The following is a 23,670-nucleotide window of genomic DNA, read 5'->3' on the forward strand; positions in this document are numbered from 1 at the left end:
TGAATATGCCGAACGGACGAAGTTCCTTCGTAGTGGTGGCCAACCGGCTGCCGGTCGACCGGATCGAGATGCCCGACGGCAGTACGGCGTGGCGGCGTAGCCCAGGTGGTCTCGTCACCGCCCTGGCCCCGGTGATGCAGCGCGCCCACGGTGCGTGGATCGGCTGGACCGGTAGCGCCGACGAGAAGGTCGACCCGTTCGAGAACGACGGCATGCACCTGGTCCCGGTGATGCTGTCGGCCGAGGACGTTCAGCTGTACTACGAGGGCTTCTCGAACGCGACGCTCTGGCCGCTGTACCACGATGTGATCGTGGCGCCGGAGTTCCATCGGGAGTGGTGGGAGTCGTACGTCGCGGTGAACCGGCGGTTCGCCGAGGCCGCAGCGGACGCCGCCGAGGACAACGCCGACGTCTGGGTGCACGACTACCAGCTGCAGCTGGTGCCGGCGATGCTGCGCCGGTTGCGTCCGGACGTCCGGATCGGCTTCTTCCTGCACATCCCGTTCCCGCCGACCGAGCTGTTCGCGCAGATGCCGTGGCGGCGGCAGATCCTGGACGGGCTGATGGGTGCGGACCTGGTCGGTTTCCAGCGACCTGGCGCCGCGTCGAACTTCGCCCGCCTGGCCCGCAACCGGATGGGTCTGCGGACCCGCGGCGACCGCATCCACCTGCCGGACGACCGGATCGTCCGGGCCAAGGCGTTCCCGATCTCCATCGACGTCGGCGAGCTGGAACAGCTGGCCCGCCAGCCGGAGTCCGAGCAGCGCGCCCGCGAGATCCGCAAGGAGGTCGGCGACCCGGCGCACATCCTGCTCGGGGTGGACCGGCTCGACTACACCAAGGGCATCCGGCAGCGCCTGCGCGCGTTCGGTGAACTGCTGGACGAGAAGCGCATCTCCGTCGACGACGCGGTGTTCGTCCAGGTGGCGACGCCGTCCCGGGAGCGCGTGGAGCAGTACCGCGTCCTGCGCGACGAGATCGAGCTGCTGGTCGGCCGGATCAACGGCGAGCACGGCCGGATCGGTACGCCGGCGATCAACTACCAGCACACGTCGTACTCGCGGACCGAGATGGCCGCGCTGTTCCGGGCCGCCGACGTGGCCGTGGTGACGCCGCTGCGTGACGGCATGAACCTGGTCGCCAAGGAGTACGTCGCCTGCCGGTACGACGACACCGGCGCGCTGGTGCTGAGCGAGTTCGCCGGCGCCGCGGACGAGTTCCGGCAGGCGTTCCTGGTGAACCCGCACGACATCAACGGCATGAAGGACACCATCGTCGACGCGATGAACACCGACGACCGCCAGCTCGGCCGCCGGATGAAGGCGATGCGCAAGCACCTGGCCGCGCACGACGTGAACGTCTGGGCCCAGTCCTTCCTGAAGGCCCTGCATGACGACGACTGACGGCCGGGTGCTCGCGCTCGACTTCGGGACGTCGTCGGCGCGGGCCCTGGTGCTGACGGCCGGCGATGCCGCGCCGGTCCCGGGCGCGCTGGCCCGCCACAAGATCTCCCCCACCTACGGCACCGGCGGCTCGGCGACTCTGGACCTGCACCAGTACGTCGAGGGCCTGCTGAGCTGCCTGGACGAGCTCCAGCAGAACGGGCACCTGGACGACATCGGCGCGATCGTGGTCTCGTCGCAGTGGCACTCGATCGTTGCCCTGGACAACAGGGGCGACGCACTGACGCCGGTCGTCACCTGGGCGGACACGCGGTCGGTCGATCTGGACCTCGGCTCGTCGTTCGACGAGCACGCCTTCCACGCGCGGACCGGATCCTGGCTGCACCGCCTCTACTGGACGCGGCGGATCCCTTGGCTGCTGTCCGAAGGATCCCCGGCCGGCTTCGCCGGTCTGCCCGATCTGGTGATCGAGCGGCTGACCGGCGAGCGGGTCACGTCGGTGTCGATCGCTTCCGGTACCGGGACCCTCGACCTCGCCACCGGCGAGTACGACGACGAGGCGCTGGAGATCGCTGGGGTCAAGGCCGACCGGTTGCCGTCGATCGTGCCGACCGGCTGGACCGCTCGCCTGTCCCCCGAGTACGAGCGGCGGTGGCCCGGGCTCGTCGGCGTACCGGTCCATCCGCCGACCGGCGACGGCGCCGCGTCGAACGTCGGAACCGGTGGGTACGACGAGACGACCGCCGCTGTGACCGTGGGGACATCGGCCGCGGTGCGGGTCGTGCATCCGATCGACGGCGCACCGGAGCTGCCGTGGGAGCTGTGGCGGTACCGCGTCGACGACGAGCGGGCGGTGACCGGGATGGCTTTCTCGGCCGCGGGGAATCTGCATGCGTGGCTGACCGGCGTACTGCGGCTGACCTCGGACGAGCCGACCGGTGTGGAGATCGGGGCGACGCGAGTGATCGCGATCCCGTTCCAGGCCGGGACCAGGCCGCCGGCCACGGTGCCGAGCGGATCCGGGGTGTACTTCGGCCTGTCCTTCGACGACACTGCCGCGGACCTGTTGGCCGCCTCGATGCAGGGCGCCTCGCTGGAGGTCGACCGTGGGCTGCGGATGCTGGACTCGCTGTTCGGACGCGAGCTGTCCGTCGTCCTCGGTGGTGGCGGCATCGACGCCTCTGCCTGGTGGCGTCGCTGCCTCACCGCGACCTTCGCCCGGCCCACCACGGTCTGCGCCGAAGCCGAGGTCGGCGCGCGCGGCGCTGCGGCTGTGGCCCTCGGCCTGTCACCACAGCCTGGCGGCGAGCACCTCGACCCGGTGCCGGCCGACGTGGACCGCGTCGCCGCACTCCGTCCGCGCTACGAAGCGCTCCGCGAGCTGGCCGTGCAAGCCTCTGCGCTCTAGGTCGTGAGGATCTTCTCGGCCAGGTCGGCATAGCTCCAGCCGTGGGCCGCGGCCGCTCGCGGGACGAGGCTGACCGGAGCCAAGCCAGGCAGAGCGTTCACCTCGAGGCAGTACGGATTGCCCAACGCGTCGCAGCGGAAGTCCGCCCGGGAGTACGCCGGGGCGCCGAGCGCATCGTGAGCGGTGCGCGCCAACTCCTGCAGCCGCGCGGCGAAGTCCGGCGTCACCTCAGCCGGGCAAATCTCCCGGGCGGCGCCCGGCTGGTACTTCGTCTCGTAGTCGAAGATCGCCGTGGACAGCTCGATCTCGACCACCGGCAGGACCTGGTCGCCGACGACGCCGACGGTGAACTCACGACCGGGCAGGAACGGCTCCACCAGAAGATCGGTCCGGGGCATGATCGCGGCGAGCTCCTCGAGGGTCCGGACCTGGCGGACGTCGACACTCGAGCCGTCCGCGATCGGCTTCACGACCACCGGTCCGGCGTCCAGGAACTCCTTCACCCGGTCCGGCAGCCCGGCGCCGGGCCGGAGTACGACGCGCTCGACGACCGGGACGCCGTACGCGCCGAGCAGCGCCTGGCAGCGATCCTTCTGCCAGCTGAGCGCGCAGGTCGCGCTGCCCGCGCCGGTGAACGAGATGCCGGCCATCTCCAGCAGCGCCTGGACGTGACCGTCCTCGCTCCAGCCGCCGATCAGCCCCATGAAGACCCGGTCCGCCGTGCGCATCCGGCGCAGCACGTCGCCGCCGGTGAGAGCGGCGTACATCCGCTCCCGCCAGAGCGGCTGCTCGTCCATCGCAGGCGGTGTCTTCGGGATCGGGTACGACGTTCCGTTCCCCTCCATCGTCTCCGCGAGCACCGGCTCGGCTGCCGCCGGATCGATCACCGACACCTTGTGGCCGCGCTCGGTCAGCGCACCCGCCAACGCCCAGCCACCAGACAGCGAGACGTCTCGCTCCGAGCTCTCGCCACCACACAGCATCACCACACGCATGAGCCGCCCTCCTCTGGGACAGTCTGACGCCCTGCACACCTCGGTAGTTGGGTGACCGCCGCCACTGACAGGATCCGGGCCTGCCTGGATCATGGCGCGCATGCTGCGCGAGATGATGAGGGCGAAGGTCCACCGGGCGACGGTGACGCAGGCGGATCTGCACTATGTCGGGTCGTGCACGCTGGACGCGGACCTGATGGATGCAGCCGATCTGCTGCCCGGCGAGAAGGTGGACATCGTCGACATCACCAACGGTCAGCGGCTGTCGACGTACCTGATCGAGGGACCGCGCGGGTCCGGGGTGGTGGGGATCAACGGGGCCGCGGCGCACCTGATCCATCCGGGCGATCTGGTCATCCTGATCGCCTACGGGATGTTCGACACCACCGAGGCCAAGGTCTTCGAACCGAGCGTAGTCTTCGTGAACGAGCACAATGCGATCACCCGCATCGGCTCGGACCCCGCCGAAGCGCTGCCTGACACCGGCACGCTGCGGGGCGACCAACTGCACACCCCGCGCTGAGACAGGACTGGTCCAGGATGACCGAACCCGGCGAGACCACCGCTGACACCACCGCCGCCACGACCGGCGAATCCGCACCGAAGACCGCGTCGCACGACAACGAGCCGAACCCGAAGCTGCGCGCGTTCATGAACTCGGGCTGGGCCGACTCGGAGCGACACGACGTGACGCTCAGCGACGTCGGTGTGTGGGCATCCAAGCGGCGGGACGCGCTGTCGCAGGTGTTCCCGGGTGAGCGACTGGTCATCCCGGCGGGCACCTACAAGGTCCGTTCGAACGACACCGACTTCGTCTTCCGCCCGCACACCGACTACGTCTGGCTGGCCGGCGACCAGACCTCCGACGCCGTACTGGTGCTGGAACCGAACGGCACCAGCGGCCACGACTCGGTGCTGTACTTCCGGCCCCGCGCGGACCGCAGCGAGGGCGAGGAGTTCTGGCGCGACCGGATGTACGGCGAGCTGTGGGCCGGCCGGCGTCCGTCGCTGACCGAGACCGCCAAGGAGTTCGGGATCGAGACCCGGCACGTCGACCAGCTCGCGGACGCGCTCAAGGGCGACGTACCCACGCGGGTCCGGCGCGACGAGGACGAGTCGATCGCGTCGCTGCTGAGCGGCGCACGGACGGACGACCTCAAGGACAACGAGCTGGCGGCGACGCTGTCGGAGCTGCGGCTGGTCAAGGATCCGTTCGAGCTCGAGCAGCTCCGGGACGCGGTCGCGATCACGCACCGCGGCTTCTCCGACGTACTGGCCGAGATGGACAAGGTCCGCGAGTACGGCGAACGCTGGATCGAGGGTACGTTCTTCCGCCGGGCCCGGGCCGAGGGCAACGATCTCGGCTACAGCTCGATCGCCGCGTCCGGCCCGCACGCGACCACGCTGCACTGGATCGAGAACGACGGCACGGTCGACAACGGCACGATGATGCTGCTCGACATGGGAGTCGAGAATCGGCAGCTGTACACCGCGGACATCACCCGCACGCTGCCGGTGAGCGGCGAGTTCACCCCGCGCCAGCGCGAGCTCTACCAGCTGGTGCTGGACGCGCAGAACGCCGGCATCGCGGCGGTCAAGCCCGGTGCGCGGTTCCGCGCCGCGCACGAGGCGGCGATGGAGGTCATCGTCCATGGCCTCGACGCGATGGGCCTGCTGCCGGTCTCGGCCGAGGAGGCACTCGACCCGGAGAGCATGCTCTACCAGCGCTACACGCTGCACGGCGTCAGCCACATGCTCGGGCTGGACGTGCACGACTGCTCGGCGGCGCGGTCGGAGAAGTACCGCAAGGGCGAGCTGAAGACCGGCTACGTGCTGACGGTCGAGCCGGGTCTGTACTTCCAGGCCGACGACCTGACCGTGCCGGAGGATCTGCGCGGCATCGGCATCCGGATCGAGGACGACATCCTCGTCACCGACGACGGCGCCGAGAACCTGTCCGACGCGATGCCGCGCGACGTCGAGGGCATCCAGAACTGGATGGCTTCCTAGCCCAGCCGAAAGGGGCCGCACCAGGATCGGTGCGGCCCCTTTCGCTTGTCTGCTACCAGATCCGGACGCGTTCCTCGGGGGCGAGCCACATGCCGTCGCCTTCGGTGCTGTTGAAGGTCTGGTGGAACTGGTCGATGTTCTTCACGACCGCGTTGCAGCGGAACTCGGGCGGCGAGTGCGGGTCGATCGCGAGCCGCCGCGCGGCCTCTTCCGGCCGGGTCTTCGTCGACCAGGCGTGTGCCCAGGAGATGAAGAACCGCTGCCCGTCGGCCTCGGGCGGCTCGGCGCCGTCCAGCGACAGCTGATAGGCGACGTACGCGATCGACAGGCCGCCCAGGTCGCCGATGTTCTCGCCCAGGGTGAGCTTGCCGTTCACGTGCTGACCGGGCGTCTCGGCCGGCTCGAGGACGTCGTACTGCGCGACGAGCTTGTCGGTGCGCTGCTCGAACGCGGTCCGGTCCGCGTCGGTCCACCAGTCGTTCAGGTTGCCGTCGCCGTCGTACCGCGAGCCCTGGTCGTCGAAGCCGTGGCCGATCTCGTGCCCGATCACCGCGCCGATTGCGCCGTAGTTGACCGCGTCGTCGGCCTCGGCGTCGAAGAACGGCGGCTGCAGGATGCCGGCCGGGAACACGATCTCGTTCATCGGCGGGTTGTAGTAGGCGTTGACCGTCTGCGGCGTCATCTTCCACTCGGTCCGGTCCATCGGCTGACCGAGCTTCGCCAGGTCCCGCGCGGTCTCCACCGCGACCGACCGGCGGACGTTGCCGAACAGGTCGGCCGGGTCGATCTCGAGCGCGCTGTAGTCCTTCCACTTGTCCGGGTAGCCGATCTTCGGCATGAAGCTGCCGAGCTTGTCCAGTGCGCGCTGCCGGGTGTCCGCGCCCATCCAGTCAAGCGTTTCGATCCGCTGCCGGTACGCCTCGACCAGGTTCTGCACCAGTTCGACCATCCGGGCCTTCGCGGCCGGCGGGAAGTGCTCGGCGACGTACAACTGGCCGAGCGCCTCGCCCAGCGCCTGCTCGACCACACCGACCCCGCGCTTCCAGCGCTCGCGCAGCTCCGGGGCACCGGTCAGAGTCGTGCCGTAGAAGGCGAAGTTCTCGTCGACGAAGGCCCTGCTCAGCAGCGGCGCCGCGCTGTGCACGATCCGCCAGCTGAGCCACTCCTTCCAGCGGTCCAGCCCGGCGTCCTGCACGGCGGCGGCGGCTCCGGTGAAGAAGTCCGGCTCACGGACGACGACCTGCTCGAAGGCACTCTCCGGTACGCCGGCTCCCGCCAGCCACACCGACCAGTCGAACTCCGGGGTCAGTGTCTCCAGGCCGGACCGGTCGACCTTGTTGTAGGTCAGCGTGACGTCGCGGTTCTTCACCCGGTCCCAGTGGTGGCCGGCGATCCGCGTCTCGAGCTCCATGATCCGCTCAGCGGACCCGGCCGGATCGGGCAGTCCGGCCAGCTCCAGCATCCGCGCGACATGCGCGACGTACGCCGTCCGCTCGCCGGCGAAGTTGTCCTCGCGGTAGTACGACTCGTCCGGGAGGCTGAGGCCGCCCTGCATCAGGTACACGACGTACTCGTCGGACTTCTTCGCGTCCGCGTCGACCCAGTAGTGGAACAGGCCCGGCACACCCTGCAGCTCGAGCTGCCCGAGCGCCGACACCAGGCCGGGGACGTCCTCGATCGCGCGGACCAGGGCCAACTGCTCGGCGATCGGCTCGGCGCCGAGACGCTCGATGGTGTCCTCGTCCATGAAGCTGCCGTACAGGTCGCCGATCTTGCGCGCCTCGCTGCCGTCCGGATGCCCGGCCGCGACGGTCTTCTCGACGATCGCGCGGACGTCCTGCTCGGCGGTGTCCCACAGCGCGTGGAAGGCGCCGTAGATGGCCTTGTCCGCCGGAATCTCGTGCTCGGCCAGCCACGGCCCGTTCGCGTGCCGGTACAGATCGTCCTGCGGGCGCACCGTGCCGGAACTGTCGATCCCTGCTGTCATCCCTGCCCCTTGTTCCCGAAGTCGAGTTGCTGCCAGTGACAGTACCCGCTCGCACGGACCAGGATTTGAACCATCCACAGGGATGCGCCGTTGTCCCTGTAAAGGACATCGGATCAGGAGGGCCCGCCCATGTCGAACCTTGTCCGCCGGCTCACCACAGTGCTGAGCGTGCCCGCTCTGCTACTGGTCCTGGTGAGTTCGCCGGCCGACGCCGCCCCGGCCATGAACCAAACCACGACCCAAACCACGACCAAGTTCCCGGCCCACATCGACCTGCCGGACGGGTTCCAGCCGGAAGGCATCGCGATCGCCGGCGGTAAGGCGTTCTTCGGCTCTCGGGTGGACGGTGACATCTACCGGGCGGACCTGAGGACCGGGACCGGGACGGTGTTCAGCCAGGGACCGGGCACCGCCTCCCTGGGGATGAAGGTGGACCGCTCCCAACGGCTGTGGGTGGCCGGCGCCGGCGCCGGGAACGGCCGTGTGGTCGACCTCCGCACCGGCCGCATCCTCAAGAGCTACACGTTCACCACCTCGACCACGACGTTCGTGAACGACGTGATCCTGAGCAAGGACGCCGCCTGGTTCACCGACTCGCAGCAGCCGGTGCTCTACAAGGTTCCGTTCGGCCGCCACGGCCGGCTGGCCGGGCAGTCCGCGGTGAGGACCGTCCCGCTCAGCGGCGCCTACCAGCACACCCCCGGCGTCACCAACGCGAACGGCATCTCGCTGACTCCGGACGGCCGCGGCCTGATCATCGTGCAGTCGTCGACCGGTTTCCTCTTCCGGGTCGACCCGCGCACCGGCGTGACGACGCGCGTCGATCTCGGCACCGAGGTGATGACGAACGGCGACGGCCTGCTGCTGATCGGCAAGACCCTGTACGTCGTCCAGAACCGGCTGAACACGATCGCGGTCGTCAGCCTGAACTCCGCCGGCACCAAGGGGATGGTGGAGCGGCGCATCACCAGCGACGACTTCGACGTACCGACCACGGCGGCGGCGTTCGGAAACCGGCTCTACCTGCCGAACGCCCGGTTCACCACGCCGCCGACGCCCACCACGGAGTACTGGGCCACCGCGGTCCAGATCTCGCCGGTCAAGCACTCGGCCGACGACGGCCAGTGCGACCCTATCCGCTTCCTGAAGGGGTGATCGGGGGTCAGGAAACGGTCCGGAGGTCGCCTCGTGCGGCAGCCTTGAGACGGCTGCCGCACGAGAGGCGCACGGAGTAGCCGGCCGGGATCGCCAGCGGTTCGCCGGTCTGCGGGTTGCGGCCGGTGCGCGGTGCGCGCAGGACCCGCTCGATGCTCAGCAGACCGGTCAGCGACACCTTGTCGCCCTTGTGCACGGCCTCGGTGACGACGTCGCCCAGCGCGTCGAGGACCTTCTCGGCCTGGTTCCGCGGGATGCCCGCCTTCTGCGCCACCCCGGCGACCAGCTCATTGCGGTTCACGGCTCTCCTCCGATTCGCTAACCTTCGACCGGAACCGTAACCGAAATGATTGTCGTTAGCGAGAAGCGCCCGGAATCCGGTCGACTGCGCCGGAGCGGGAACTTCTCCGGCGGGGTCGGCGTCTTGAGTTGCTCAAAGTCCGTCCTGGTCATGCCAGTGGTTCTGCCAGCGCGCGTCGACGGCGTCGTCGGCCCGCTGGTAGCGAATGTCGGTGGAGAGCCGCATGTCCGTGGACACGTTGTCGAGTGCCGCGTGGATGGTGTGGGCGGTGTGGATCACGACGTCTCCGGCCGCATAGTCGGTGACCAGCCAGTTGGCGTCGTACTCCTCGGCCAGGCCCGGCAGGTCGGCAGTCATGGAGGCGGCGGGTCGCTTGAGTCGTCCTGAGGCCTCGTCTGCGAGGACTCTGTGGTGGCTGCGTTCGAGATAGGTCAGGCCGCCGAGGCTGACCGGGCAGTCGCCCAGTGGGATCCACGCCGACAGCACCTGGTCGCTGCCCCCACGCAGGTAGACCAGGTCGTAGTGGGCCTGCGTCGCCGTACCGATGCCGTTCTCGCCCGGTGCGGTCTGCCGGATGATCTTCCGCTTGTGCAGGAAGGGGTCACCGCCCAGGAACCTCTCGAACCACCCCTTCAAGGCCGGCTGCGTGCAGAAGGCGGCGTACTCCGCCCCCGGCACGATCTGACCGAACAGCACTTTCCGGTACGTCGCCCGCTCGGTCACCGACCCGATGAGCCCGAAGTAGTAGCGCCGGAACGCCAGCACTTCCTCGGGATCCAGCAGCCCGGTCAGGAACAGATACCCGTCCCGCTGCAACCTCTCCCGTAACCGCGAGCGATCCCGACGCTCCCGCTCCGGCACGACGCTCAGCTCACCGAGCCGCCGCTCATCCAGCACATACCCGTTCGAAGTCAGCACACGTCCATTGCATCCGGGCCGCGGCCGCACCGGAATGGACAGCTGGAACCCGATTCTTGGACTCTTGTGTCATGCCGAACTGGTCGATCTACCTGACCCCTGGCACTCCTGAGCGTGAGCTTGGACTCTTCTGTCTCGGAGCCGGCGAGCAGGTCCATCCGCCTGGCGTACCTCCGGAGCGAGCCCTCGGCTGCCACGCTCTGGTCTGGATCAAGGAGGGCCGCGGGCAGTTTCTGCACGGCCCCGACCGCCGGCTGCACGAGGTGAAGGCGCCCGCGATGCTCTGGCTCTATCCCGGCGTTCTGCACGGCTACAGACCGGCGACGATCTGGCGTCAGGCATGGGCACTGTTCGGCGGTCCAGCCACCGCCGCACTCACCACACTGGGGCATCTCGACCTGTCCGAGCCCGTACGACGGTATGCCGACGCGCGACCGGTCGACCGCGCGTTCACCCGACTGCTGCGAGTCAGTAGGACGCATGACGCCGTACAGACAGTGGCTGCGCTGTATGAGCTTCTCGCGGCGGCCGCACCGCCGCGTGCCGATGATGTGGCCGGGCGGTTGAGCGAGTTGGCGTGTACGCCGATGAGCGTTCAGGACTACGCCACTGAGCTCGGGCTCACGGTGAGGGAGTTGCGCGAGGCGGTCCGTCGTACCACTGGCTCCACACCGCAGGAACTGGTCCTGACCACAAGACTCAACACTGCAAAGGTTTTGCTCGCCGAGGAGGACCTGTCCGTCGCCGTGGTCGCCCGGCAGGTCGGGTACGACGATCCGGCGTACTTCACGCGCTTGTTCACCGCCCGGGTAGGGCTTTCGCCCGGCGGCTTCCGGCGTTCCGGTTCGGTTTCGGGCCGAATTTCCTCCTTCCGGAGGAGGCGGGATCGACTTTCCGCCATGTAAAACCGTTCAGTGGGGTGACGTGCACCAGCACCCGGCACCGCTACGGTCGTGGGTATGAGTCAACCGCAGCCCATCGACCCACGCTACGTGAGCCGGCCGCCGCAGGCACGACCGAAGAAGCGGCGCAACTGGTTCCTCCGGACCGTCGGACTGATCGTCCTGCTGTTCATCCTCATGCTCGTCGCGGTACCGCTCTACGCCTGGAGCCGGATCGACAAGATCGACGCGATGCCGACCGGCGATCGGCCGGCCGAAACCCCTGGAACGACGTACCTGATGGTCGGCTCCGACGCCCGCGAAGACCTCAGCCGTGCTGAGCGGGCCCGACTGCACACCGGCTCCGACAGCGGTGCCCGGACCGACACGATCATGATCATGCACGTGCCCGACTCCGGACCGACGGCGCTGATCAGCGTCCCGCGCGACAGTGCCGTGACCATCCCCGGGATGAAGGGCAAGCACAAGATCAACGCTGCCTTCAACAAGGGCCCGGCACTGCTGATCGAGACCCTCGAGAACGCGACCGGCCTGCGGATCGACCACTACGTCGAGGTCGGCTTCGGCGGCTTCGCCTCCGTCATCGACAGTGTCGGCGGCATCCAGATGTGCTTGCCCAAGGCAATGAAAGACAAGGACGCGCACATCGATCTACCGGCCGGCTGCCAGGAGCTCGACGGTGTGAACGCCCTCGGGTACGTCCGGTCCCGGAAGGCCGACGGCAACAACGACTTCGGCCGGGTGGAGCGGCAGCGCGCGATGGTCGGTGCGGTCGCGAAGAAGGCCAGTTCGCCGTCGACGTTCCTCAACCCGGTGCGGTACTTCAACGTCGCCACCAAGGGTGTGGACGCGTTGACCGTCGACAACGACATGAGCCTGTTCGACTTCATCCGCTTCGCCCGCGGGATGCGCGCAGTCTCGGGCAGCGGCGGTGTCAGCCTGACCGTCCCGATCGGCGACGACAACTACCGCCTGTCGGACGGCAGCGTCGCGGTGAGGTGGGACCAGAAGAAGGCGCTGGCGCTCTTCAACGCCCTCAAGCAGGACGACACGAGCGGCCTCAAGAGCGCTTGACCGTCCTCGTCCATGCTGTCGTGAGCCTGGGCATGCTCGTCGTCGTACCGCTCGGTCTCACCCTTCTCCCAACGCGAACCACCAGCACCCGCTGGTGGTTCGCGTTCGCCATCCCCGGAGCACTCGCCCTCTGGCTCCCGCGCGGCCCGGTCTCGATCACCCTCGCGTCGATCTATCTCGCCGGCACGCTCGTGCTCATCACGCTGGCTGCCCGCCATCTCCTGCGGCACAAGGCGATCCGCCCTCGCGAGATCGCGCTCTGCACGGCGTTGGCGACGCCGTCCATCGCCGCTCTCGCGTTGGTCGCCGAACGCTCGTCGTACGAACTGTTCGGCTTCAGCCTGACCGTCCTCACCCTGACCGTCGCCCATTTCCACTTCGCTGGATTCGCGGCCGCTCTGATCGCCTACCTGGTCTCTGATCGTCCGGGCACGACAACCACCGCCGCCGCGATCAGCGTCCCGCTCGGCACCGGGATCGTCCTGCTCGGCTTCTTCTTCGGCGACGCGGTAGAACTCGCGGGTGCCGCCGTACTGACCGCTGGGATGTGGTTGGTCGGGTGGAACCTCTGGCTTCGGTCTCGGCAGGCCGGGCGAGCCACCGCCGCCCTTCTGATCGTCTCCGCGTCGGTCCTCGTGGTGACGATGGTGTTGGCGTTGACTTGGGCCGCGGGGCATGTGGTTGGTACGCCGTACCTACCGTTGGAGTGGATGGTTGCGACACACGGCCTGGCGAACGCGGTCGGGTTTGCGTTGTGCGGGGTACTGGCGTGGCGACGGCTGAGGGAAGGGGTTCGATGAGGCTGGAGGATCTGGCCGGGTTGCGGTTCAACTACGACGCGGTCGGTTCGACGCGGTACGACGAGACGCCGCAGGGATACCACCGGCTCGAGTACCGGGAGCGGATCGGCGTGGGCGACGAGGTGTTCCGGCGTGCTGGTGAGGCGCTGCTGGGCTGGCGCATGCACCGTGCGGCGGGACTGCCGATGACGGCGACCGACACCCCGCCGGCCATCGGCACGAACAGCCTCGGCAGGCTCGGCGCCGGCATGCTCGTCGGCCGGCTCCGCACGCTGTCCCCGGTCGGCCTGCTCGGACTCCCCGTCCCGTGCCGCGTCGTCTGGACCGTCGACGAACCGGACCGCACCGGCTTCGCCTACGGCACTCTCGAAGGCCACCCGGCGTCCGGCGAGGAGTCCTTTGTCGTCACCCGTGACCCCGACGGCATCCACTTCACCGTCCGCGCCTACAGCCGCCCCGCCACCTGGTACACCCGCCTAGGCGGCCCCGCCACCCGCAAGGCCCAACACCTCGCCGCCCGCCGCTACACCCAAACCCTCCGCCGCCTGGCCACCCGCTGACCAAAGCAAAGGCCCCGCAAGCTCATACCTTTGCGGGGCCGCGTCCTTTGTACCAGCGGTCTCAAGCCGCCCAGGTGACCAACACGCCAACACAGCAAGTCGATCAACCAAGTGCTCAGTGTGATCGGCGCGGCAGCAACTCGCTCCGTGGTTGCAGTTGCGGTTGCAATAGGACTCATCCCCACAGTGCCTTCCCCATCCGGTCCGCAGCATCGCGGGCCAGGCGGGACGTCACGTGGGTGTACCGCTTGGTCATGGCGAGCGACGAGTGCCCAAGGATCTCTTGCACGACCCTGATGTCCACGCCCTGCTCGAGGAGGAGAGTGGCAGCAGTGTGTCGAGCATCGTGCAAACGGGCGGGCGGAACACCCGCTGCCTCAAGAAGCGACTGCCAGGAGCCCCAGTCATCCCGAGCATCAATCGGCCGGCCATCCGGACGGCAGAAGACGAGATCCCGGTCCTCCCATGCACTGCCCGCCGCCAGCCGTTCGGCCGCCTGGGCGGCCTTGTGAGCCCTCAGCAACGGGATCAACGGTTCAGGAATCGGCACCGGCCGAGTCTTGCGACCCTTGGGCTTCCTGAATTCCCACTCACCGCCGCCGCGCTCAGGACAGTAACGAGCATGACCGACACAGTCAGGGCCACAGGTGTCCTTATGCCTCGTTTTCACGCACGCCACTGGATCTCCACACCCATGGGCGAAACCACGCCGTTTCAGCTGGAAAACGCGCAGCTGCCCCTTCTCCAGGTCAACGTACCTCCACCGCATGCCCAACGCCTCAGCCTGACGAAGGCCCAACGCAAAGGCAACGGACCATCGTGCACCGTTTCGGAGGGCGCTGGCCTGATCCAGAATCGCCCTGGCATCCTCTTGGAGTAGCGGTTCGATCTCCGTGTCAACATGACTCGGTGCATCAATCATGGTCGCGACGTTGACGGTGACGAGCTTCCGTCGGTGCGCCATTTTCAGCGAGCGGCTGATCATGCGGTGATAGTCGAGGATCGTCTTCGAGCTCAGACCAGATCGCTTCAATGTGGAGTAGAACACTTCCAGGTGTTCAGGCCCCAATCGATCAAGGCGATGCTCACCGATTCCGGGAATGATTCGATTGATGACCTTCGGTCGGTAAACATTGATGATCGTCGCCTCACTAGCCGTGAGCGGAGCGATGTTCTCAAGCCAGAACAAGAACCACTTCCGCACCGACGGCTTCTGACCAAGGGCTGGTGCTCTGCCCTCGTCTCGCATGCGCTCAAGGTCCTCGACCTTCTTAGTGACGATCGTCTTCGTTGCACCGCGCCGATGACGGCGATCCGGCTTGCCGTTCGCCTTGACGCCAACAGTCACCCAGCCGTGCCAGACACCGTCAGCGTCTTCGTAGATCGACGATCGTCCGTTCGCGTTTCGCGACATAACAGTTCTCCTGTCAGGCAGCAGGCTGCCGCAACAACTTTTCGGCGTACTTGTGAAGTGCGTCGACCGGAACCCGACGCGAGCGACCGATCAGCACCGACTCGATCTCGTGCTTTGCGATCAGGTCGAACATGCGAGTCCGACCGATACGTAGTGCAGCAGCGGCTTCCTCGACCGTCAGAAAGATCTGAACCTCAGCCATCTTTTCCCTCCTCTCGTTGACAGTTACGTGTCACTCATCGATTGGCGTCTCATCGATCACGTCTTTCAGCAGGCGCCGGTGTTCGCGTGCTTTGGCGGCGGCGGTGTTGGCGAGTAGGGCGTCGCCGATGGTTTTCCAGCCGGTGCCTGCGTAGGTGAAGTTGCCGACGATGAGGGTGGTTTCGACGTCGTCGGTGTGGTCGGCGGTGCGGTGGTGGTCGCGGCGCCAGTTGGCTCGGGCTTCGCGGAGTGTTTTGAGGGTGGTGGAGTACTGGCGGGACTTGGTGGAGAAGTGGCCGCCGAAGCCGAGCATGTGTGCCCAGCGCTGGAGGCGCCGGTACGAGAGGCGTCCGGAGTTCTTGGCTGCTTCGGCCTGGTCGAGGTCGGAGCCGGGGCGTCCGAGGCGCCAGCAGGCGTCGACCAATCGGCCGGCATGGGTGTGCGGGTTGGTGTAGCGGCGGACGGTGGCGTTGGTGAGACGGGCCGATGAGTGGCCGGTGGCTTCGGCGCCTTTGGTGGCGTACTTGGCGAGGTATCCGGCGACGGCGGTTTCGGTGATCGCGCCGTCGACGGCTTGCCGGACGGGGCGTACGTCGAGTTGGGTGCCCCACTCGATCAGCCAGCCATCGGGGTTGTCGGGGTGCGGCAGGGACCGGAACCGGGTGCTGGTGGCGGCGCGGCGGATGGCGTCGGCGAGCATGGCGAAGGTCGCTGCGCAGGTCGGTGGCTCGATCATCGAGGGGTCGAGGGGGTTGACGCCGTCGAGGCGCATGAGGGCGTGGAAGTGGGCTACTCCCCTGGCTTGCATTTCGGCGACCTTGCCGTAGGACAGCTTCACGCTGGCGCCGTGCTTCTTGGCTTCGGCGCGGAGGATCTCTTTGGCGCGGTCCATGGTGCGGCGCCACAGTTCGCCGGACAGGGCGTTCCAGACGACTTGGTGGTCGTGGTCGTAGCAGTCCAGGCACAGCGGGGTGCCGAGGATCTTCTCGCCGTCGCGGTGGGTCTGGTGGCAGCGCAGGTCGACACCGTGCGGACACGGGTCGGGGTTGCGGCGGGGTCGGCAGGGCCGGTTGCGGATCTGGCCGTCGGGGGTGCGGATGGCGCGGGTGCCGTGGACGGGGCCGAAGGTGGGGGCGGTGAAGGTGACGAACGCGGACGGGTGCTGCGCGACGGTGGCGGGGATGCCTTTGCCGCCTTGGAGACCTGCGAGGACGAGTTGGTAGGTGTCGCCGCGGTAGGTCTCGGCGCAGGAGGGGCAGACGGCGGCGCGGCGGTTGCCGCACGCCTTGTAGATGACGCCGTCAGGCATCTCGTCGGTGTGCCGGGTGGAGACGATTCGCCCGGTGCGTTCAGACACGATGTGCGACTCGCCGCGTAGCTGGATCGGGCGGACACAGCCGCCCGCGGAGCCGGTGTGGTCAAGCCAAGCGTTGTAGTCCGCGGTTGATACCGCCCGCTGGATTGCTTCCTCGACGCCGGAGGCCGCGTTGTGCCGCTTCCCGGGGTCAATGGTGGGTCGGCCCGGGTTGATGACGATGAGTGGGTCTTGGAGGCCGCTCACAGGTCGTGTGGAATCGGTGACGGTCATGGGCGGGCTCCTCTCGAGACGATTGGTCCGTTTGATGCGGTTGGGGTGGGGCACCTAGGAGGTTGGCTGGCTCCGTTCTCGAATTGGGGCCAGCTCGGCGTTGGCGGCTGGGGACCAACGGCGGGCCGCAGGTCCTTCCCGGCCAAGAGTCTGGGGAGGCTACGGGGAGTTGGTCGGGAGGATTTGCGGTTGCCGATGACGTGTCAGGCGGTGGGTGTGGGGGCGGGTTCGAGTTCGGGGGTGCCGAACAGGTGGTAGCCACAGCCGATGCAGTAGCGGCCGGCCACGCGGTCGTTGTCGTAGTTGCCGGTGGGGTCGAGCAGCAGGACGAGGGTGTAGTCGTCGCCGGGTTCGAGGACGGTGGGGCACCAGTCGTGGCCGCCGAGGTGGTCGGCGGCGACCCAGTTACACAGGAACTCGGTGTCGGCGATAGCGCGGTGAGCGACGAGGTTGGCGTAGGCGTTGATGTCGAGGACGGTGGTCATGGGGGTGCTCCGTTCGATGGGCTTGGGTGTTCGGTGTTCGCCCTCACCCCCGGGTGTTCGCCCAGGGATGGGAGCCAGCAACGAACCTGGGTCTATTCGTCGGGTTCGAAGGTGGATTCGCAGATGCCGCAGGTGATCTCGCCTTGTTCGAGGACTGCTTTGGCGACGCGGATCCGGCGTGGGCATTGGCATGCGCAGGCGACCGCGTTGTTGTTGTTCTTCTTGGCCTGTCCGCCGAGTGCTTCGGGGTGGCGGTAGGCGATGAGTGCGTTCTTCAGGTCAGCGAGCACCGTGCTGTAGGTGACTGCTGTCTCGGTGCGCAGCGTGCAGGGTGACCAGCCGATGCGCGGATCCTTGGTGGCGTCGAGGCCGAGCTCTCCTGCGAGTTCGGCGAATCTCTGGTTGTGCCAGCGGCCTTGGCGGCTGGTGTCTTTGATCTCGCGGGCATCGGCGAGGGCGTGTGCTGCTTCGTGGAGCAGGGTGGTGAAGACCTCTTCGACGGGTCGTTTGAGTCCTTCGCCGGAGATGAGGACTTCGGCCAGGCGTTGTTCGCCGTGCTGCCACCGAACGGGTGCGAAGTGCCCGTACTTGGCCTGCTTGGTGGCAGTACCGGAGCCGACGATGATCACGACAGCCGGGATCTGGGTGTGATTGGTCCGGATCGCGGCCCACGCGGCTTCGAGCGCGGAGACCAGTTCTGCAGTCGTGTACTCGGCTTGACGCTTGCGTGTCAGTCGCGCCTTGGGTGACCCGGTCCGGGTCTGGGTGGTGGTCTTCTTGGCTCGTTTGATCGTGACCGAGACCGCCGGGTGGCTGCCGCCGGTGCTGACCTCCTTGAGTTTGTTGCGTACGGCAATGAGTGATTGGTAGCCGGTGGCCCGTCCGCCTTCGGTGGCTCGGACTTGGTTCATGTGGTCCTGGACCGAGTCGTGTGCGGCGGTCGGTGCACCGCTGTAGACGGCAGTCGTCTTGGTGACGGTCCAGCCCTTGACCGTGGCCAGGACCATGACGTTGTGGTAGGTGAGTCCGGTGAGCTTGGTGGTGGTCGCGGGCTTGGCCGCGATCGGCGCCGTCATGGTGTCGGTCGTCATGAGTTGCTCCCGTTGCCTGGCACAACGACTTGACGTAGGTCGTTGACGTAGCGTTCGCAGAGAAATGGGAGACCTTGGTGGTTCATGAACACGTCCCAGGTATTGGTGTCCGATTGACCGAGGACCCGGCCCTGGTACCACCCCCACTGCGGGTCGCAGTAGTCGGCTGGGATGCCGTGTGAGACGTCCGCTTCGAACCCGAATGGAGTCCAGACCAGCGTCCCGTCGGGAAATCGCCCGTCGTTTTCGATGAACCCGTCGGACTTTTCGATAAGCCGCTTCCAGGCGTCATAGACGGCCATCTCGTCCTTGACCCGTTCGGTCATGGCTGGTCCTCCGTCCAGTCGTTGGGGACGTAGACCTGGTCTTGGGTCCAGGTGTCGGTCTTCGTGGCGTGGTCGACAAGGTGTTCTTCGAGCAGTGCGCGTGCTTCGTAGAGCGCGTCGATCAGGTGAGTGATCGCGGTAACAGAACCGGTGATGAGTTCGATCTCGATCGGGGTGCCGCCCAGGTCGATCGCGACCAGCGGGGTTTCACCGTTGCAGGCAAGGTTGATGCCGGCCACTGCGTGGTCGGTGAAGTCGTAGCCGACGATGATGCGGTCTTCGCGTTCGCCGCCGGATGCGTCGTAGTAGGTCATGACGCCGCCTCGCGGATGTAGGCCTTGCGCCAGTTGCCGTTGTGGGCTTGGGCGTTACGGAGTGCGGACCAGCACACGCCGCAGCGTTCGGGGTGGTGGAGCCTGAAGACGAAGGCTCCGCAGTCGTGGACCCAGCCGGTCAGACCGGCTTGGTCATGGTCGGTGAGGTTCGGGCTGTCGATGGCAACGACCCGTGCGAGCTTGTTCATGCGGCCCTCCGGAGGTGTGCTGCGCGGCGGACGATCTGGTTGATCTGGTGGTCTTCGAGAAGTGCCGTTTTGAGGCGGCGAGGGAATCCGCCTTCGGCGCGGAGCAGTCCGACGCCGAGGGCCTCGGGTTCGATGTCGACTGCGGTGTGGCCTTGGGAGGCCCAGCCGGTGCCGAGGATGATGTCGCTGGACGAGTCGGTAGCACAGCGGAACGCGAGCCGGTACCCGAACAGGTCCCGCAGCGAGGTCGGCACGATGTCAGCGCTCGGGCGCTGCGTGGAGGCGATGGTGATGATGCCCGCAGCGCGGCCCCGAGCGACGATGTCCCGCACGAGACTGCGGAACTCTTCTTGCTGGTCCTTGGTGCCGACGGTGACGGTGAAATAGGCCAGCTCATCGATGCACAGCAGCTTTGCGCGGAACCCGTCGCCAGCGACGATCTTCTTGCGGCCCGTGCGAGCCAGGTGCAAATAGCGCTCGTCCAGGTCGGTTTGCAGGCCCCGCAGGACACGCAGTGCCTTGCGCATGTCATTGCCGACGAACTCCTTCGCCACCGGTGCATACGGCAGCAGTTCAACGATCTTGCCGTCGATCAGGACCAGATCCACGTCCGTGCACAGCGCGGCGTGGGCCACGATGTTGCCCTGTGCAACTGACTTTCCAGCGCCGGGTTCCCCGCCGATCAGGATGTTGCGGTACATCAGGCCCACGCGGACCGCTCGGTCGCGTGCGTCCAGGCCGAGGTAGGCCGGGTCGTAGATGGAGAGTGCACCCTTGGGTGCGGGGGTGGCCCCCGGCGTGCGCCGGGGGAACACCGATTTCGGGTTGAAGCTAGACATAGTCGGACACGTCTTCTCCGTTAGCGCCCAAGATCATGGCTTCGCCGTCGTTCACGGCAGCGGTGGTCTTGGTCTTCGAGGTTCTGGTTCGGGTCTCACCACTGCCGGTTTTGGCCGGCGGTAGCGTGGTGGAGTCCTGAGGGGCGCTGTCGGGCGTGAGGAACGCGAGGACAGCGTCGTCGGCGACTGCCGCTTCGGGCATGCCGCTGGTGTCTTGCAGCAGAGGCGAATCGATGGTCTTGTTCGCCAGCGGGTCGCGGCGGTCGATGTCGATCCGCACGAGGGCGGCGTTCCGCTTGTGCCGGGCGATGGTGGCTTTGCGTGCCCAGCACGCCGAGGCCAGGGTCTCGGCCTGGTTTTCGAGCTTCTCGACCGAGAGGCCGGGGCGCATCCACAACCAGACGACCTGTCCGGTCTTGGTGGCGAAGCAGCCCACGATGAACGGCAGGTTGCCGGAGTAGTTGAGCATCCGGGTTTCGATCAGGCAGGCCCGCACGCGGTGGCGGGTGATGACGCACCACGTCCGGTTGTGCAGGAACCGGCGTACCGGGGTGTCGGCAATGAGCCAGTAGAGGATCCCGATCAGAAGGACCACCGCGAACCACGTAGGCAGGGTGTCGGTGAAGAAGATCCGGATCGAGGCGAGATGCCAGTGCCAGACGTAGACGAGTCCGGCGATGCAGGCCAGTTCCCAGCGCCAGCGCCAGATGGTGAGCAGGAGGATGATCGGCCAGGTCTGGTTCGGCCGGGTGATGGTTTCGACCGCTCCGGGCAGGACACGGCTTGAGCGTCCAGCGCGACGGGATCGCCAGGACGACTTCGAACGGGTAGATTTGGGCATGACAAGACCTCCCTCATAGGGGGTTGAGTCAGGAGAGACACGAAGCCGGGAAGGTTTCCTAGGCCAATGACCCGGCCCCGTGTCTGTGTTCCAGGGAGCGGCCCTTTCGAGGGCCGTTCTTGGGTTCTAGCGGTTGTTGATGGGCGTTGACACGTAGGTGTCAGCCGCGGCGGCTCCAGTCGAAGCCGACTTCCAGACCGCGTACGCGTAGTCGCGTGCGGCGTACAGATCACGACGCCGGTTCTCGGCCTCGCGGTACAGATCCAGCAGTTGCCAAAACGCCTGCGAGGCGTAGACGGCGACGGCATCGTTGCTGATCGCAACGACAGGTTCAGCCCGGTTCAGGCTGCTGGCGACGCTCTCGTCCAAGAAGACGAGCACCAGTTCGATTTCGACGATTTCGTTGCACTTGGCCACGTATTCGGACCGTGCTTGCTTCGCGGTGATGGTTCGATGCTCCATCGGTTGCGACATGACTACCCCCTAGCTGAGCAGTGCACGAATCACGGGACGAGTGGAGATCAGGCCTTCGCGTTGCCAGCCGGACCGAGGGTCTTGGCCTTGTACGCGACACCGTTCCGCCCATTGGTGGCCCACGGCATGGCTTCGAGCTCGACCGGTACGACGACGGAGCCAACATTGATCTTCGGCATGGCGTTGCCCGCCAGAGTCACGTTGATCACCTCGCCGCCCGTCTCGTCGAGCGCCATCACCTGAACCGACCAGAGCAGCTCGTTGGTGTTCCGGTCAGCCTTCTGCCGGCCGTTCTGGTCCTTCTTCTCCTCCACTGCCTTGGTGACTGTGAACGTCTTGCCCGTGGTGTCGACGGTCAGCTTCATCAGGAATCGCCCCTTCTAGGCGTCCAACCCGCTCCCATTGAGCGAGTGTTCTAGTTCGAATACTAGAACACTTATTCCGATCAGACAAGCACCCAGAGCGATTAGTTCATTACTGGCTGTTGACGCTTAAGTGTCAACGCGAGACGCGGGTGGGGGAGTCGCCGAGGCGGCCCCGATAGGTCACGCGCCCAAAGGTGATGCTTTCGCCGTACTCCAGCACCTCGCCGGTGTCGTCGTAGATCCAGTTCCGGCCGACCATGATGAGAGTGCCCTCATGTAGACCGAGTCTCTCCGCTTGCTCAGCGGTGGCAGATGCTGGCTCGAACTGGTCCTGCCACGCGTCGACCTCGCGCTTGAGAATGTTCGCGATGTACGCGAATGTGCCCTCTTTGATCCGCTCGGCACTCAGCAGCAGGGGCGCCTTCTCGGCCAGGTGCCCGCGGTAGTACGAGGTCGACGCGGAGGCCGGCTTGTCGTCTGCCCGATAGGTCGTCCGAACGCGGCGAATGACAGGATCACCGAGCTTCAGGCCTAGTGCGTCGGCAACCTGCTCTGACGCCTCCGTGATCACAGCCTCAGTGATCTTCGCGTAGCTCCCGGTGGGATAGATCTTGCCGGTACGCCGAGAGTTGTCGACACGGTCGTTGGCAGCTCGACCGCGCTCCTCCTCGGTCGTCACGATGCTTCCCACACCACGCTCGGGTTTGATGAACCCCTCGGCCCGCAGAGTCGACAAGGCGCGCTGAGCGGTGGCGATAGCCACACCCCAGTCACGCATCAGCGATCGCACAGACGGCACCAAGTCGCCAGCCTGCAACTCACCACTGGAGATCCGGGTGCGAATCTCGGTGGCGATCTGCTGATACGGCGGAGCGGGACGCTCCAGCTTCGGGGGCATGACTAGACCTCGGCTTCTTGCAATCAGTGTTCTAGAACACCGCTAGCATAGGCGGTAGCTGATGCAACGGTCTAGTAATCGTCCGGCGCGTTGACCCGGTCGATGCCGCCGTAGCCAGTCGCGGCCACAGAGCGAGCGACCTCAGCGTCAGCCGGATCCGGCTCAGCCCCCTGCTCCTTGGCCGCCAAGAGGCGCTTGTGCACCCTCTGCAACTCAAGCACCTCAGTGAGGCGAGCCTGCTGAATCTCGTCCCAAGTAGCCATCGTCAATCCCACTTCTGACCGGTGATGCGTTCGTACATAGCAACGTAGCGAGCCCGCGTCTCCTCGACGACCTCCGGGGGGATCTCCGGACCCGGAGGGGTCTTGTCCCAGGTGCCCAGATCGCGTGCCCAGTCCCGCACGAACTGCTTGTCATACGAGACCTGCCGCTGTCCCGGCTTCCAGTCCTCATCTCGCCAGTACCGCGAGGAGTCCGACGTCAGAACCTCATCGGCCAGGACCAGGGTGCCGTCCTGCGCAAGACCGAACTCGAACTTCGTATCCGCCAGGTGCACGCCACGGTTCCTGGTGATCTCCGTGGCCCTCGTGAAGAGCTCAAGCGTCTTCGCCTCGAGCGTCTTGGCGAGCTCCGGGCCAACAGCCTCAGAGACCTCATCAAAGGTCATCGGCTCGTCGTGCCCATCTTCAGGTGCCGTCTTCGTCGTCGGCGTGAACACCGGCTGCGGAAGCTTGTCACCCTCGCGGAGCCCAGAGGGGATCTCAACGCCAGAGATCTTGCCGGTCTCCCGGTAGGCATCCCAGCCAAGGCCGGCCAGGTAACCGCGGGCAATGCACTCGACCTGGACGATGCCGACCTGCTGACACCGAACCGCACGACCCTCGAATTCGGCCGGCACATCGGTAGCCGAGATGACATGGTTCGGCATCACGTCCGCAAGCTGCTCGAACCACCACAGCGACAGACTCGTCAGCAACTTCCCCTTGTCAGGGATCGGCGTCGGCAGCACCACGTCATAGACCGACACACGATCAGTCGCAACCAGGATCACCTCCCCCGAGCGATCGCTGTACACATCCCGAACCTTGCCCCGATGCAGCAGCTCCACGCCA

The 23,670-nt window shown here is 66.8% G+C and carries 28 protein-coding genes; 9 read left to right on the forward strand and 19 right to left on the reverse strand.

Going from position 1 to position 23,670, the window contains the following annotated elements; genetic code table 11:
• Window positions 1-5: 5 nt before the first annotated feature.
• Both OG817_RS31200 and OG817_RS31205 read left to right on the forward strand, forming a co-directional pair.
• On the forward strand, window positions 6-1,403 hold the full coding sequence (locus OG817_RS31200) for a trehalose-6-phosphate synthase (RefSeq protein ID WP_406057543.1): 1,398 nt from the start codon (window positions 6-8) through the stop codon (window positions 1,401-1,403).
• Complete coding sequence (locus OG817_RS31205) at window positions 1,390-2,811, forward strand: FGGY family carbohydrate kinase (RefSeq protein ID WP_406048186.1); 1,422 nt, start codon at window positions 1,390-1,392, stop codon at window positions 2,809-2,811. The genes OG817_RS31200 and OG817_RS31205 overlap by 14 nt, the downstream gene beginning before the upstream one ends.
• On the opposite strand, the gene OG817_RS31210 is transcribed toward OG817_RS31205, so the two are convergent.
• The gene (locus tag OG817_RS31210; protein ID WP_406048188.1) at window positions 2,808-3,806 is read right to left on the reverse strand and encodes a hypothetical protein; all 999 of its coding nucleotides are present in this window, start codon (window positions 3,804-3,806) and stop codon (window positions 2,808-2,810) included. The two genes, OG817_RS31205 and OG817_RS31210, sit on opposite strands and share 4 nt — an antisense overlap.
• 100 nt (window positions 3,807-3,906) lie before the next feature.
• Between OG817_RS31210 and panD the strand changes: the two genes are divergently transcribed.
• Together panD and OG817_RS31220 are read left to right on the forward strand one after the other, a co-directional pair.
• Entirely contained in the window at window positions 3,907-4,329 is a 423-nt protein-coding gene (panD, locus tag OG817_RS31215) for an aspartate 1-decarboxylase (RefSeq protein WP_396391668.1), read from the forward strand.
• 17 nt (window positions 4,330-4,346) lie between these two features.
• Complete coding sequence (locus OG817_RS31220; protein WP_406048191.1) at window positions 4,347-5,816, forward strand: aminopeptidase P family protein; 1,470 nt, start codon at window positions 4,347-4,349, stop codon at window positions 5,814-5,816.
• A 52-nt stretch (window positions 5,817-5,868) separates the two neighbouring features.
• On the opposite strand, the gene OG817_RS31225 is transcribed toward OG817_RS31220, so the two are convergent.
• Window positions 5,869-7,803 (reverse strand): M13 family metallopeptidase, encoded by a 1,935-nt coding sequence (locus tag OG817_RS31225; protein ID WP_406048192.1) that lies wholly within the window; start codon window positions 7,801-7,803, stop codon window positions 5,869-5,871.
• A 129-nt stretch (window positions 7,804-7,932) separates the two neighbouring features.
• Here OG817_RS31225 and OG817_RS31230 point away from each other — a divergent pair, with 129 nt between their 5' ends.
• Window positions 7,933-8,958 carry an SMP-30/gluconolactonase/LRE family protein gene (locus OG817_RS31230; protein ID WP_406048194.1) on the forward strand — a complete coding sequence of 342 codons (1,026 nt, stop codon included), beginning with the start codon at window positions 7,933-7,935 and terminating at the stop codon, window positions 8,956-8,958.
• A gap of 7 nt (window positions 8,959-8,965) precedes the next feature.
• Here the strand turns inward: OG817_RS31230 and OG817_RS31235 are convergent, their stop codons facing one another.
• A complete protein-coding gene (locus OG817_RS31235; RefSeq protein WP_131352976.1) occupies window positions 8,966-9,259 on the reverse strand; it encodes an HU family DNA-binding protein in 294 nt (97 codons plus the stop codon).
• A gap of 132 nt (window positions 9,260-9,391) precedes the next feature.
• A complete protein-coding gene (locus OG817_RS31240) occupies window positions 9,392-10,177 on the reverse strand; it encodes a phytanoyl-CoA dioxygenase family protein (RefSeq protein WP_406048195.1) in 786 nt (261 codons plus the stop codon).
• Window positions 10,178-10,248: 71 nt separating this feature from the next.
• Here OG817_RS31240 and OG817_RS31245 point away from each other — a divergent pair, with 71 nt between their 5' ends.
• From OG817_RS31245 to OG817_RS31260, 4 genes are read left to right on the forward strand one after another with little or no spacing between them, the layout of a single operon-like run.
• Window positions 10,249-11,082, forward strand: coding sequence for a helix-turn-helix domain-containing protein (locus OG817_RS31245; RefSeq protein ID WP_406048197.1), 834 nt, complete (start codon window positions 10,249-10,251; stop codon window positions 11,080-11,082).
• A gap of 54 nt (window positions 11,083-11,136) precedes the next feature.
• Entirely contained in the window at window positions 11,137-12,153 is a 1,017-nt protein-coding gene (locus tag OG817_RS31250) for an LCP family protein (RefSeq protein ID WP_396391662.1), read from the forward strand.
• Between the two features lie 20 nt (window positions 12,154-12,173).
• Window positions 12,174-12,953 carry a YndJ family protein gene (locus OG817_RS31255; RefSeq protein ID WP_406048199.1) on the forward strand — a complete coding sequence of 260 codons (780 nt, stop codon included), beginning with the start codon at window positions 12,174-12,176 and terminating at the stop codon, window positions 12,951-12,953.
• Window positions 12,950-13,513, forward strand: coding sequence for a DUF1990 family protein (locus tag OG817_RS31260; protein ID WP_406048201.1), 564 nt, complete (start codon window positions 12,950-12,952; stop codon window positions 13,511-13,513). The genes OG817_RS31255 and OG817_RS31260 overlap by 4 nt, the downstream gene beginning before the upstream one ends.
• A gap of 175 nt (window positions 13,514-13,688) precedes the next feature.
• On the opposite strand, the gene OG817_RS31265 is transcribed toward OG817_RS31260, so the two are convergent.
• From OG817_RS31265 to OG817_RS31335, 15 genes are all read right to left on the reverse strand, one after another.
• Entirely contained in the window at window positions 13,689-14,927 is a 1,239-nt protein-coding gene (locus OG817_RS31265) for a tyrosine-type recombinase/integrase (protein WP_406048203.1), read from the reverse strand.
• A 13-nt stretch (window positions 14,928-14,940) separates the two neighbouring features.
• On the reverse strand, window positions 14,941-15,129 hold the full coding sequence (locus OG817_RS31270) for an excisionase family DNA-binding protein (RefSeq protein WP_406048205.1): 189 nt from the start codon (window positions 15,127-15,129) through the stop codon (window positions 14,941-14,943).
• Window positions 15,130-15,159: 30 nt separating this feature from the next.
• The gene (locus OG817_RS31275) at window positions 15,160-16,716 is read right to left on the reverse strand and encodes a replication initiator (protein ID WP_406048206.1); all 1,557 of its coding nucleotides are present in this window, start codon (window positions 16,714-16,716) and stop codon (window positions 15,160-15,162) included.
• Window positions 16,717-16,919: 203 nt separating this feature from the next.
• Window positions 16,920-17,201 (reverse strand): hypothetical protein, encoded by a 282-nt coding sequence (locus OG817_RS31280; protein WP_406048207.1) that lies wholly within the window; start codon window positions 17,199-17,201, stop codon window positions 16,920-16,922.
• A 92-nt stretch (window positions 17,202-17,293) separates the two neighbouring features.
• Complete coding sequence (locus OG817_RS31285; protein WP_406048208.1) at window positions 17,294-18,292, reverse strand: hypothetical protein; 999 nt, start codon at window positions 18,290-18,292, stop codon at window positions 17,294-17,296.
• Window positions 18,289-18,618 carry a hypothetical protein gene (locus tag OG817_RS31290; RefSeq protein WP_406048210.1) on the reverse strand — a complete coding sequence of 110 codons (330 nt, stop codon included), beginning with the start codon at window positions 18,616-18,618 and terminating at the stop codon, window positions 18,289-18,291. Before OG817_RS31290 ends, OG817_RS31285 begins: the two co-directional genes overlap by 4 nt.
• Window positions 18,615-18,932, reverse strand: coding sequence for a hypothetical protein (locus OG817_RS31295; RefSeq protein ID WP_406048212.1), 318 nt, complete (start codon window positions 18,930-18,932; stop codon window positions 18,615-18,617). Before OG817_RS31295 ends, OG817_RS31290 begins: the two co-directional genes overlap by 4 nt.
• The gene (locus OG817_RS31300; RefSeq protein ID WP_406048213.1) at window positions 18,929-19,141 is read right to left on the reverse strand and encodes a hypothetical protein; all 213 of its coding nucleotides are present in this window, start codon (window positions 19,139-19,141) and stop codon (window positions 18,929-18,931) included. The genes OG817_RS31295 and OG817_RS31300 overlap by 4 nt, the downstream gene beginning before the upstream one ends.
• Window positions 19,138-19,842, reverse strand: a complete 705-nt coding sequence (locus tag OG817_RS31305; RefSeq protein WP_406048215.1) for an FtsK/SpoIIIE domain-containing protein — start codon at window positions 19,840-19,842, stop codon at window positions 19,138-19,140. The genes OG817_RS31300 and OG817_RS31305 overlap by 4 nt, the downstream gene beginning before the upstream one ends.
• Before the next feature lie 130 nt (window positions 19,843-19,972).
• Complete coding sequence (locus OG817_RS31310) at window positions 19,973-20,821, reverse strand: hypothetical protein (protein ID WP_406048216.1); 849 nt, start codon at window positions 20,819-20,821, stop codon at window positions 19,973-19,975.
• Between the two features lie 126 nt (window positions 20,822-20,947).
• Window positions 20,948-21,295: a hypothetical protein gene (locus OG817_RS31315; RefSeq protein WP_406048218.1), complete on the reverse strand. Its 348-nt coding sequence runs from the start codon at window positions 21,293-21,295 to the stop codon at window positions 20,948-20,950.
• Window positions 21,296-21,342: 47 nt separating this feature from the next.
• On the reverse strand, window positions 21,343-21,660 hold the full coding sequence (locus OG817_RS31320) for a hypothetical protein (RefSeq protein WP_360454917.1): 318 nt from the start codon (window positions 21,658-21,660) through the stop codon (window positions 21,343-21,345).
• 133 nt (window positions 21,661-21,793) lie between these two features.
• Window positions 21,794-22,558: a GntR family transcriptional regulator gene (locus OG817_RS31325; RefSeq protein ID WP_406048221.1), complete on the reverse strand. Its 765-nt coding sequence runs from the start codon at window positions 22,556-22,558 to the stop codon at window positions 21,794-21,796.
• A gap of 71 nt (window positions 22,559-22,629) precedes the next feature.
• Window positions 22,630-22,821, reverse strand: a complete 192-nt coding sequence (locus OG817_RS31330) for a hypothetical protein (protein ID WP_406048222.1) — start codon at window positions 22,819-22,821, stop codon at window positions 22,630-22,632.
• Window positions 22,822-22,823: 2 nt separating this feature from the next.
• Window positions 22,824-23,666, reverse strand: a complete 843-nt coding sequence (locus OG817_RS31335; RefSeq protein WP_406048223.1) for a phosphoribosylaminoimidazolesuccinocarboxamide synthase — start codon at window positions 23,664-23,666, stop codon at window positions 22,824-22,826.
• Window positions 23,667-23,670: the final 4 nt, after the last annotated feature.

The organism is Kribbella sp. NBC_00889 (assembly GCF_045207705.1).
Taxonomy (GTDB): Bacteria; Actinomycetota; Actinomycetes; order Propionibacteriales; family Kribbellaceae; genus Kribbella.